8 protein-coding genes are annotated in these 11,764 nt (G+C 35.9%); 7 read left to right on the top strand and 1 reads right to left on the bottom strand.

Features of this window, described 5'->3' with window-relative positions; genetic code table 11:
- The first annotated feature begins 33 nt into the window (after nucleotides 1–33).
- The 3 genes from NHG49_RS18090 to NHG49_RS18080 all read left to right on the top strand — a co-directional run bounded on the left by NHG49_RS18090 (nucleotide 34) and on the right by NHG49_RS18080 (nucleotide 4,605).
- Nucleotides 34–1,740, top strand: coding sequence for a peptide ABC transporter substrate-binding protein (locus tag NHG49_RS18090; protein ID WP_064476963.1), 1,707 nt, complete (start codon nucleotides 34–36; stop codon nucleotides 1,738–1,740).
- Nucleotides 1,741–2,029: 289 nt separating this feature from the next.
- Nucleotides 2,030–3,736, top strand: a complete 1,707-nt coding sequence (locus NHG49_RS18085) for a peptide ABC transporter substrate-binding protein (protein WP_064476962.1) — start codon at nucleotides 2,030–2,032, stop codon at nucleotides 3,734–3,736.
- A gap of 149 nt (nucleotides 3,737–3,885) precedes the next feature.
- The gene (locus NHG49_RS18080) at nucleotides 3,886–4,605 is read left to right on the top strand and encodes a class I SAM-dependent methyltransferase (protein WP_064476961.1); all 720 of its coding nucleotides are present in this window, start codon (nucleotides 3,886–3,888) and stop codon (nucleotides 4,603–4,605) included.
- Nucleotides 4,606–4,645: 40 nt separating this feature from the next.
- Here the strand turns inward: NHG49_RS18080 and NHG49_RS18075 are convergent, their stop codons facing one another.
- A complete protein-coding gene (locus NHG49_RS18075) occupies nucleotides 4,646–5,035 on the bottom strand; it encodes a hypothetical protein (RefSeq protein WP_064476960.1) in 390 nt (129 codons plus the stop codon).
- Nucleotides 5,036–5,169: 134 nt separating this feature from the next.
- On the opposite strand from NHG49_RS18075, the gene NHG49_RS18070 reads away from it, so the two are divergent.
- The 4 genes from NHG49_RS18070 (at nucleotide 5,170) to NHG49_RS18055 (ending at nucleotide 11,708) form a co-directional block, all read left to right on the top strand.
- Nucleotides 5,170–5,505: a hypothetical protein gene (locus tag NHG49_RS18070; protein ID WP_064476959.1), complete on the top strand. Its 336-nt coding sequence runs from the start codon at nucleotides 5,170–5,172 to the stop codon at nucleotides 5,503–5,505.
- A 71-nt stretch (nucleotides 5,506–5,576) separates the two neighbouring features.
- A complete protein-coding gene (locus NHG49_RS18065; RefSeq protein WP_048562601.1) occupies nucleotides 5,577–5,915 on the top strand; it encodes a VOC family protein in 339 nt (112 codons plus the stop codon).
- Nucleotides 5,916–6,171: 256 nt separating this feature from the next.
- Nucleotides 6,172–8,271, top strand: coding sequence for a vWA domain-containing protein (locus NHG49_RS18060; RefSeq protein WP_064476958.1), 2,100 nt, complete (start codon nucleotides 6,172–6,174; stop codon nucleotides 8,269–8,271).
- A gap of 74 nt (nucleotides 8,272–8,345) precedes the next feature.
- The gene (locus NHG49_RS18055; protein WP_258126405.1) at nucleotides 8,346–11,708 is read left to right on the top strand and encodes a tubulin-like doman-containing protein; all 3,363 of its coding nucleotides are present in this window, start codon (nucleotides 8,346–8,348) and stop codon (nucleotides 11,706–11,708) included.
- Nucleotides 11,709–11,764: the final 56 nt, after the last annotated feature.

Raw genomic sequence — 11,764 nt, 5'->3', positions numbered from 1 at the left:
AGTTTCGTACATATAATTGGGGAGGGTACAAAAATGAAGAAAAAGATGAAAAAGTTCACGGCGGTTGTAGCGCCAGTTTTAGCGATGAGTATGGCGTTGACAGCGTGTTCTGGATCTGGTGGGGAGAAGAAATCAACTACGACGTCTAGTGGTGGTGGGGAAGAGAAAAAATCAGAAATTAAATACGCAGCGAAACAAGTGTTAAATCGTACAGAGAATCAAGAAATTCCGACGATGGATGTTTCAAAATCTACTGATACATTAGGTTCTCAAATTTTAGGGAACACAATGGAAGGTTTATATCGATTAGATAAAGATAATAAGCCAATCCCAGCTGCAGCAGAATCTAGTACGAAAAGCGAGGATGGCAAAAAATATACATTTAAATTACGTAAAGATGCAAAGTGGTCGAATGGTGACCCTGTAACGGCGAAAGATTTCGTATACGGATGGCAGCGCCTACTGGATAAAAATACAGCTGCGGAATATGCGTTTATTGCCTACTATATTAAAAATGCAGAAGCGATTAATAAAGGTGAAAAAGCCGCAACAGAATTAGGAGCAAAAGCGGTAGATGATTATACGCTAGAAGTAGAATTAGAAAAGCCAGTACCATATTTCTTGAATTTAATGGCATTTCCATCCTACTATCCTTTAAATGAAAAGTTCGTAAAAGAAAAAGGAGATAAATTCGGTTTAGAAGCAGATACAACGTTGTATAACGGACCGTTCGTTATGGCTTCATGGAAACATGAACAAGGATGGCAGCTAAAGAAAAATGATAAGTATTGGGATAATAAGACTGTAAAATTAGAAGAAATTAATTATAGTGTAGTAAAAGAAGTTGCGACGAAAGTAAACTTATATGATACAGGATCAATTGATTTTACATTACTATCTGGAGAATTCGTTGATAAATATAAATCAAACAAAGAGGAATACGGTGAGTATTCAGAAGCAAGTACATTCTTCTTACGTTTAAATCAAAAGCGTAACGGACAAGATACACCGTTAAAGAGCAAAAAACTTCGTGAAGCAATCGCATTATCAATTGATAAAAAAGGTTTAGCAAACGTTATTTTAAATAACGGTTCAAAAGCAACCGATCAATTAGTACCAAAAGGACTTGCGACAGGACCAGACGGTAAAGATTACCAAGATACATTTAAAAATGGTCTGAAATATGATCCGAAAAAAGGTGCAGCAGCTTGGGAAGCAGCGAAAAAAGAACTTGGAAAAGATCAAGTGACAATTGAATTACTAAGCTATGATGATGGAACTGCGAAAAAAATTGCTGACTACTTTAAAGACCAAATTGAGAAAAACTTAAAAGGTGTAACGGTTAACACGAAAATTCAGCCGTTCAAACAAAAACTAAAATTAGAGTCTGCACAAGATTATGAAGTTTCGTTTGCAGGTTGGAGCCCAGATTATTCGGATCCAATGACATTTATTGATATGTTTGAATCAAAGAGCCCGTATAACCAAATGAGTTATTCGAATCCAAAATACGATGAAATGGTAGCAAAAGCAGGGAATGAATTATTATCTGATCCGAAGAAGCGTTGGGAAACGTTAGGAAAAGCAGAGAAATTATTCCTTGAAGAAGATGCAGGATTAGTTCCTTTATATCAAACTGGTAGAGCGTATGTAATGAAACCGAATGTAAAAGGAATTGTGAAACATAACATTAGTCCAGAATATAGCTTTAAGTGGGCTTATGTAACGGAAGGGAAATAATAAAAAAGAGCGTTTTAAAAGTAGATACATTACTTTTAAAACGCTCTTTTACTATTCAATTTAATTAAATAGAGAAGAATAAGAAAAGTGGTACTGACATATAGTAGATGGGGGAGAATTCGTATAGTAATAATAGTAAAATACATAGTTACTATAAAAATAAAATAATTGAAACTTCAAAAGTGAAGGTAATTAACAGAATGTTTATTGGTGAACAGGTACTAATCACTAAGTTAACTGAAAATCTCTCAAAGTTAGTTTCGTACATATAATAGGGGAGGGTACAAGAATGAAGAAAAAGATGAAAAAGTTCACGGCAGTTGTAGCGCCAGTTTTAGCAATGAGTATGGCTTTAACAGCATGCTCTTCTGGATCTGGTGGGGAGAAGAAACCGACTACAACGTCTAATAATGGTGGAGAAGAGAAAAAATCTGATATTAAATATGCGGCAAAGCAAGTGCTAAATCGTACAGAAACGAATGAAATTCCGACAATGGATACTTCAAAAAGTACAGATACGCTTGGTGCACAAATTTTAGGGAATACGATGGAAGGCTTATATCGCCTTGATAAAGATAATAAGCCAATCCCAGCTGTAGCAGAATCTAGCACGAAAAGCGAGGACGGTAAAAAATATACGTTTAAACTACGTAAAGATGCAAAGTGGTCAAATGGTGATCCAGTAACGGCGAAAGATTTCGTATTTGCATGGCAACGTCTAGTAGATCCAAAAACAGCTGCTGAGTATGCATTTATTGCTTACTATATTAAAAATGCAGAAACAATTAATCAAGGCAAAGCAGAAGTTTCTACGTTAGGTGTAAAAGCGGTAGATGATTATACGCTTGAAGTTGAACTAGAAAGACCAGTACCATATTTCTTGAATTTAATGGCATTTGCGTCATACTATCCATTAAATGAAAAATTCGTAAAAGAAAAAGGGAATAAATACGGTTTGGAATCTGATACAACAGTATATAACGGACCTTTTATTCTTACTGATTGGAAGCATGAGCAAGGCTGGAAATTAAAGAAAAATGATCAGTACTGGGACAAAAAGACTGTAAAACTAGATGAAATCAACTTTAGTGTAGTAAAAGAACCAGCTACTAGAGTAAATTTATATGATACAGGTGCAATTGATTTCGCACTTTTATCAGGTGAATTTGTTGATAAGTATAGAAATAATAAAGAGGAGTTTGGCACATATTCGGAAACGAGTACATTTTATTTACGTCTAAACCAAAAACGTGGTGGGCAAGATACACCATTAAAGAGCAAAAAATTACGTGAAGCAATTGCATTATCAATTGATAAGAAAGCTTTAACGAATGTCATTTTAAATGATGGTTCAAAACCAGTAGATTACTTAGTACCAAAAGGTTTAGCTAGTGGACCAGACGGTAAAGATTTCGCAGAAACGTTTAAGAATGGTTTAAAACAAGACTCCAAAAAGGCAGCGGCAGCTTGGGAAGCAGCGAAAAAAGAACTTGGAAAAGATCAAGTAACAATTGAACTGTTAAATTATGATACTGGTAATGCGAAAAAAGTTGGGGAGTATGTAAAAGATCAAGTTGAAAAGAATCTAAAAGGCGTGACAGTAAATATTAAACTGCAACCATTTAAGCAAAAACTAAAATTAGAATCAGACCAAGATTATGATTTTTCATATGGTGGCTGGAATCCAGATTATGCGGATCCAATGACGTATCTTGATATGTTTGAAACGACAAATTCTCAGAACCAGATGAGCTACTCAAATTCAAAATATGATGACGTTATTACTAAAAGTAAGACAGAATGGATGGCTGATGCAAAAAAACGCTGGACAGAGTTAGGAAAGGCTGAGAAAGTGTTACTTGAAGAAGATGTAGCACTCGTACCTTTATATCAAAATGCTAGATCATATGTAATGAAACCAAATATAAAGGGAATTGTGAAACATAACATTAGTCCAGAATATAGTTTCAAATGGGCGTATGTAGAAGAGAAATAATAAAGGGAAACCTTAATCTGGCTGCCTGGTGAATAGTGAGATAAAAAGAAAAAGCATTTTCAAGTTGCGGTATTAGAGCACTTGAAAATGCTTTTTCTATGCACTTTTATTCCTTCTTCGAATATATAAAATAAAAAAGGGAGAATCCCATGAAACGAAATACTTACATCGATTTCCTAGCTTATTACGGAATAGGAAGTGCTCATCCTGGTGGTTTTACGTTAACAAAACAGTTGTTAGCACAATTGCCTTTTAAATATGGTGCAAATGTCCTTGAAATCGGCTGCGGTACAGGGAAAACAGCGGCGTACATGACAAAAGAGTATGGTTATAAAGTAACGGCGGTTGAAAAGAATGAGATTATGATTCAAAAGGCGAAAGATAGATGGTCGTTTGAAGGAATAGACATTCAATTAATTGAAGGGAATGTAGAGCAATTACCTTGCTTATATGACTCATTTGAGTTCGTACTCGGAGAATCGATACTCGCTTTTACAGAGAAAGAGAGAGTTATCTCGGAGTGCTATCGTGTATTACAGAAGGATGGCAAGCTTGTTGTCATTGAAATGATTATTGATAGGCACATTGAGAAGAATGAGGAAGAAAAAATTGCCCGATTATACGGGATGAAAGAACTATTAACTGAGAATGAATGGGTACAATTATTTCAGAAAGCAAATTTTAAAAGAATTACAATTGCTGGCGGCGGTACAATTGCAGAAACGATCTCTGGCTATATAGAAGAGCCAGAATGGAATGTATCACAATTTGTCCCGAATGAGTTATATGAGGCATGGGTACAGCATGAAAATGTACGACTTATGTACCAACATATTTTAGGTCATCGTATTTTTATATGTGAAAAATAAAGAAAGAGAGTTGACTAAAGATAGTCAACTCTTTACTATATTAAATGAAAAATAATGCAGCTAATGTAATTCCGAAGATGAAACCAAATCCGAGTTCGACGCCCCAGCCACAACCGCCGCCTCCCCATCCGCCGCAACTACCACAACCACGACCGCCACATCCACAGCCGCTGAATCCACCACCACAACCAAATCCGCAACTATCACATCTGCTAATGCCACCACAAAGGTCACAGCCACCGTTTGCATATGCGTCATAGTATCCAAATCCTGTATCAAAAGATGAGCGCTGTTGCACTGGTTCAATCCATACAGAGCTTTTTGTCAGATCAATTATTTTGCCTAAATGAATACGACCATCACGATCTTCAATTCGAACGACTTTACCGAAATAACGTTGGCACGTATCGTAACATTTTTGTCTATGCATATTCTTTCCTCCTTCCCCATTACAGTAATACGATATGTAATGGGGACAAGTGCGGCTTGTACGAATGTCCTATCTATCATAATTGTTATAGAAAGGGGAAATATAGGAGAAGGATATATAAGGAGGAAAAAGTAATGAAATCTACAGATCAGTTTCAGATATACGAAGTACCGTGGGAAGAGTTTATTGAAGCTTTGCGAGAGGAAATGAAGAAGCAAGTTGGGGCAGATATTATTGATACAGTAGTTTGCAATTTAGAAGATGGTTTTGAAGTGTATACATATGTGCAGGGGGATTTGGATTTTGAATATAAGGAAGCGCTGGAAAGGAAATACGGGAGCGATGCAAAAACTCCTAATGTGTTAACGATTATGTTATTAGCTAGCATTTATAGTACAAGTGAAGAGAATTTACGCTTACATGCGGATAATAAAGATAATCCGATTGTTGAAGTGTATGTGAAGCAATGAAACACGCTGTGAAAGGCGTGTTTTTTATTTGTATGATAAAATGTTAGAAAATTAAGAAAGAAGGTGACGGTTTGGAAATTAAACATCTTAATTTAACAGTTTCAGATGTAGTAGCTGCTAGAGAGTTTTTAGAAAAATATTTTGGTTTAACTTGTAGCGGAACAAGGGGAAATGGTTTTGCAGTTTTGCGTGATAATGATGGGTTTATATTAACGTTAATGAAAGGGAAAGACGTACATTATCCGCAAACATTTCATGTAGGGTTTCCTCAAGAAAGTGAAGAACAAGTAAATAAGATAAATCAAAGGTTGAAGGAAGCTGGATTTTTGGTTGAGGCTCCTAAGCATGCACATGCGTATACGTTTTATGTGGAAGCACCTGGTGGATTTACAATTGAAGTGATGTGTTAATTCAAAATCAAACTTTTTGATGTTTGTTTTCAATGTGAAAAGTAGGAAAAGTCTGTTTTAAGTGTAGAGCTTAAACAGGCTTTTTTACTTATATTATCGGATAGAAAACGCTAGAAGGAATCATATTCAGTATATATAACTGTTTACATAATAAAGTTATGATGAGCTAGTTGTCCTAAAATACAAGTCATATATCTTGTATCCTCTCATAAATTTAAACATAGGAATTTGTCTACAAAGGTGGCGAAGCCTCATCATGAAAATTCGAATTTGTGCCACATTCATGTTGTTTCTATTTATATGGTTACATCCTTTTTGGACTTTTGCAAAAGGAGAGGAGGCAAAGGAAAGGGTCGTTTCACTTGTATATGATGATTCGGGCAGCATGAGAAATAACGATCGCTGGAAATATGCCAATTATGCTTTGCAAAGTTTAGTTGCGCTATTAGATGAAAAAGATAAATTCTCTTATGTTCCAATGAGCAAGCCGAATGATCCATTAAACATTTCGTTAACGAAGGATAAGAGACAAACAGAAATTGAGGGAATTGGAGCATGGAAAACGTATTTAAATACCCCGTTTAGCGCAGTAGAAACGGCGATGCAATCTATAAAAAAGGAAGCAGATATAGATGGAAAACGTGAATTTTGGCTTATTGTCTTAACTGACGGGGCATTTAATGATTTAGAGAAAGATAAGGTTGGCGGAAAAGAACAAATTACACAGAAGTTAGCACAGTTTAAGAAAGAAATGGATACAAAAAAGATATCGCTACATCCAATTTTAATTACGATGGAAGAGGATTTAGGACAGCAAGAAAAGGCACAACTAAATACGTTTAAAGAAATATGGAAGAAAGAGATAAACGGAGTTACGATGCCATCTAGTGGAGAGGATGGTATTGTAAAAAGCGTCAATCAAGTGGCAGCATTAGTTGCAAATCGTGATCCGTTCTCTTCTGTTGAATCGATTGTAAAAACGAAAGTAGTAGGGAAGAAAGTAGAGATTACAACACCATTTCCGTTAAAGCGCATGACGCTTGTACGACAATCACCTTCTTTGTCTAATTATCAGGTCACACAAATTTCTAAACCGTTACAATTACAATCTTCCTATTCCATACATGCACCAGGAGAAGCGAAATTATTCGGAAATATAGTTCATATAAGTACGGAAAATCAGGAAGTTATTAAACCAGGAACGTATACGATAGAAGTGGATCGAGATATTGAGAAAGAAGGACTACAAGTACTAGTTGAACCGGCGCTTAACTATACTGTTTCTACTTATGACAAAGACGATAGTAGTCAAAAAAATGTGGGAAAAATGTACGAAGGTGTTACTGCTGTTATTGAAGCGAAGCCTACGGAATTACCAATTCAGTCTTCATATTTTCAGGCAGAAGTAGAAATAGACGGAAAACAGTACCCGATGAAGTGGGACGATAAAAAACATGTATTTTACTACGAAATGAAGGTTGATAAAGGATTAGTGCGCGGGAAAGTTCATATGAACATAAAGGGATTTTACAGACAGACGAAAGAATTTAAAATCGAAGTAACGGAAAAACCAAAATTATCACTGCAAACGATAACGAAAGATTATGAAGAAAAAGTAACGAATTTAGAGAATAGTAAACCGTTTATTATACAACCACAGTTAGATGGTAAGCCGATGACAGAAGAAGCTGTAAAGAAACTATTAAAATCTACTGGTGTCACATCTAAACAATCAATCAACTATGAAATAAAACAACAGGATAATCAAATTTATATTTATCCTCGCCCTCATTACTCCGATACATTCAATTTTACAGATACTGGCACCGTAGATGCTACCATCACTATACAAGATTCAAAATTACAAGAAGTAAAGAAAAATATATCACTTCATATTCAAAATGCACCGTTTTATGAAAAATATGCGCTTATTTTTAAGTTTGTTATTCCTATCACTTTATTACTGTTAGTAGTAGGAATAATCGTTTTAGGATGGATTATCCGTCCAAGATTTCACCGAAAAGCACTATTGTATTACGAATGGGATCAAGAGGTAGCGAAAGATTGGTTATATCAATCTGAACCAGAATTACTTAAAAATAAATGGTGGAAACACTATTTTGGCATTCCATTCCGAGCAGAAAGAAAGACTGTGCAATCCGTTACGTTTATAGCGAAGAAAGGATCAAAATCGATATTTGTAGCGAAAGAGTCACAAGTAGTAGGAATGATTATTGATGGAATGTTTATAACAGAGGAAGAGGTTGGAATGGAACATAAGACGCTATATCCAAATGAACTTTTAGTAATTGATAGAGGGTATGGTAAAGAAATTTACAAATATGAGTGTGAATAGTAGGTATGGAAAAGGAGGGAGTCTCATCTTTCTCCCCCTCTTTTCAAACAAGCAAGAATAGGAAGGTGGTTCACATGACGTTACAAGTTCCAACGATATTAATTGGTTTAGGTGGAATCGGTAGTACTGTGACACATCAAATATATGAAAGGCTACCTGAGGAGCGCCGAAAAAAGGTAGCAATGCACGTATTTGATACAGATGTGAATACATTGAGTAAATTTGATCATATTCGAAAGTTTAAGACGCAAACGAGTTCTAGTAAAACGCCAAGAGAGTATATTGCGGGAGATCCAACGATTCCAGAGTGGTTTCCGATGGACCCGACTATACTTGATAAACCACTGACAGAAGGGGCAGGACAGTTACGTGTCATTTCCCGTTTAGCGTTACTTGCTGCGATGAAAGAAGATAAATTGACATCCTTTTGGCAAGAAATCGAGAAAATTTTTCCGGTTACAAGCGATCAAACGGAATATGGAGTGCGTGTCATTATCGTAACATCACTAGCGGGCGGAACAGGTTCAGGGATGTTTCTACAAATTGCATTATATTTACGTGAAATGCTTCGGAAAAAACTGCAGCATCACAACATTTTAATTCGTGGTGCGTTTTTAATGCCGGACGTTTTAGTTAAGACGAGAACGGTTAGTGCGAAAGAGTTTGAAACGGTGCAAGCAAACGGCTATGCTTCGTTAAAAGAATTACATGCCATTACACTCGGTTCTACTGGAGAATTATCCAAACGTGGTGGTGTTACAATTGAATTAGAATATCGACCTGATCAAGTAGATGAAGAAGGAAGAACGAATCATACGATTAAACAACATCATTTACCGTACAATTATTGTTTCTTATACGATTACGAAAATCTACATGGACACCATCTGCACAATTTATCAGATTATATGGAGCAAATGGTAAATACGATTTATTTACAGTTATTTAGTCCGATGTCTGCCAATCATTTTGCACAGGAAGATAATCAAATTCAACAATTAGCAGAATCAAGCGGGAAAGGGCGATATTGCGGGGCAGGAACGGCCAAGATTATTTATCCGTATGAGCACGTGTTAAAATATTGTGCTTTAAAATGGGCTGTGCAAGGTTTAGATGAATCGTGGCTGCATTTAGATCAATTGTTTCAAGAGAAGAAGCAAAGATATGATCAAGATGTAAAACGTGGGATGCAACGTGAAAAGCCAGAGCGTGGGAAAAGTTATTTAGAAGACTTAGAACATCTTGCTACTCGTCCAGAACAGGCCCATATTTTCTATAGACAAATGTACAATGAAACGCGTGAAGGAGCAGAGGGCGGTAAAGTTGGTGTGGCGAAATCTAAACTGTTTTTAGAGGCTGTAGAAAGCTATGTACAGCGTACGGTGCAAAAAGATGAGGAATTAAACCGTCTGCAGCACGAGTGTAAAATTTCGGCTGCGAAACTGAAAATGATGGAGCAAATGAAAGGTGAAGTAGCAAGGGTGGATCATGCGATTCGTTTATATGCGTATGCGATTCCGAGCCGTGTACATGAGCATGTAACGACACTATTGTATGACATGATTGAATCAGACCGTTTTTCACCAAGTGGTTCTGAAGGGCAGTCCTATCAATTAAATACATGGTTTTTAAAGAAAACAGATCCTGTGCATCCAGTATCAGCTCGTTTTATGTTGTATGAAATTCGAAAGCAGTTAGTTGAGAAAATGAATCGACTACATGAAAATAATGAGCAAAAGCGTAATTTAATTCAAAACTACGATAAGAAATTTAATGTGAGTAATATTGATGGAACGGTAACAGCTGTTCGCCGAGTAGAAATCGCGCAGCAACAAGGCTGGTTTGGAAAAATGATGAATAATCAGCAGCGTTTGTTTAAAAAAGAATTTGAAGATATTGTAACGCAGTACGTACACAAATTAAACGAGTATCGTAAAGAAATGCTATTAGAACTCGTTTATCAATCACTTTATCAAGCAGTTAATAAAATGATTCAATATTGGGAAAGGTTTTTTGATAATTTACATGAAACGCGTGAAAATTTATTGTTTGAAATTCAAAAACGAAGCAAGGAATTTGAAGGGAAAACAAACCCAACGAATGTATACGTATTAGCTGAAGAGAAGTTGCAAGAAAAGATATGGCTAGATATGCAGCAACATTTGAATTTAGGTGTATTACCGAAAGATATATCTGCGGAAATTTATATGAGTTTATACGGGGAATATTGCCGGGATGCGAAAACAGAAGAGATTCAATCGAAAAAGGTAGAAGACTTTTATCGTGAGCACATACTAAGTTATTGCTATGATGAATTACAAATCCGCTATCGTGATAAATTAGAGCTGAATATCGTTAAGGCATTACGAAAAGAAGCGGATTATAAGAAGCGTGATCGTGATGAATACGTTCGTGAAAAAATTGAAGACTTGTTTCATTTAGCAAGTCCATTCGTTCCGAAAGTTTCCCACCATAGGGAATTACAATATTGGGGTATACATCCATCCTTAAAGAAAGAACTGCAAGAAGAATTAATTCAAGAAATGTTTAAAGAAAAAGATACAGTACATGAAGCTTTTTCGCCATTTGAAGTCATTTGTTATCGTGCGCATTATGGTTTATCATTGCAAGACTTTCCTAAGCTTTCCTCAGGGCATATTGCAAATGGATTTATGAATGATAAAGGTGATTATTTTCAGTCATACTATCGCCGTGTGAACAAGTTGAATAGTAAAAAATCTAGTTTAACGCCGCATTTAGATAAGTATTGGCACTTACCAGCATTCATGCCAGACTTAAATGCAACGCAAACGAAATTGGATTACGATAAATGTAATCGAGCTCTTCTATACGCGTATATGTATCGCTGGATTAGTTTAGTTGCTGTTGATGGTCAGTTCGTGTATCAATATAACGGCGTTGGACGTAGTTTCTTAATTCAGTCGATGGGAAAAAATATTTCAAATGAAAGTTACAAATTACACAGAGCATTGCTTCATAATCCGTTTATTTATGAAAACATCTTGTCCAGATTTGAAGAAGAACAAGAAAAAGCTATGATACAGGGCGGACATTTATATACACATCCGTTCGTATTAGGTGCTCAAGATATTAGATGGCTTCGTAAAGAGCATGTCCATAATATTTTAGATATGATTTTAATGTATGACCGTGAGGCGAAATATGATCCAACGTTAGAAGAAACTTCTGATGAATTATTAAGATTATTCCTTGATGAAATTGAATTGTATTTCCAAAACTATTACGGTACAGGTGCCGATATGGTTGCAAAGAAAGAGAAAGAAATGTTTATTAAACAATTGTGGGATCGTTCGTACGCGAAAGGCTATGTAGATCCAAATAGTGCTCCTTATAAAAAGTGGCAAAATTTATTAAGCGTTCATGATGAAGAGGAAACGCCAAAAACGAATGTATAATGAATGAAAAGGGAATCCTTAAAAGTGGCAATACAACTTTAGAAAAGAGGGATTCC

This window comes from Bacillus sp. IBL03825, assembly GCF_024712505.1.
In the GTDB taxonomy this organism is placed as follows: Bacteria; Bacillota; Bacilli; order Bacillales; family Bacillaceae_G; genus Bacillus_A; species Bacillus_A wiedmannii.
Note: the sequence above shows the minus strand (reverse complement) of the source record. Positions and strands in the feature narration are given on the sequence as shown.

Coding starts and splice junctions, on each gene's coding strand:
- NHG49_RS18090 (WP_064476963.1), top strand. CDS start 34: ATGAAGAAAAAGATGAAAAAGTTCACGGCGGTTGTAGCGCCAGTTTTA.
- NHG49_RS18085 (WP_064476962.1), top strand. CDS start 2,030: ATGAAGAAAAAGATGAAAAAGTTCACGGCAGTTGTAGCGCCAGTTTTA.
- NHG49_RS18080 (WP_064476961.1), top strand. CDS start 3,886: ATGAAACGAAATACTTACATCGATTTCCTAGCTTATTACGGAATAGGA.
- NHG49_RS18075 (WP_064476960.1), bottom strand. CDS start 5,035: ATGCATAGACAAAAATGTTACGATACGTGCCAACGTTATTTCGGTAAA.
- NHG49_RS18070 (WP_064476959.1), top strand. CDS start 5,170: ATGAAATCTACAGATCAGTTTCAGATATACGAAGTACCGTGGGAAGAG.
- NHG49_RS18060 (WP_064476958.1), top strand. CDS start 6,172: ATGAAAATTCGAATTTGTGCCACATTCATGTTGTTTCTATTTATATGG.
- NHG49_RS18055 (WP_258126405.1), top strand. CDS start 8,346: ATGACGTTACAAGTTCCAACGATATTAATTGGTTTAGGTGGAATCGGT.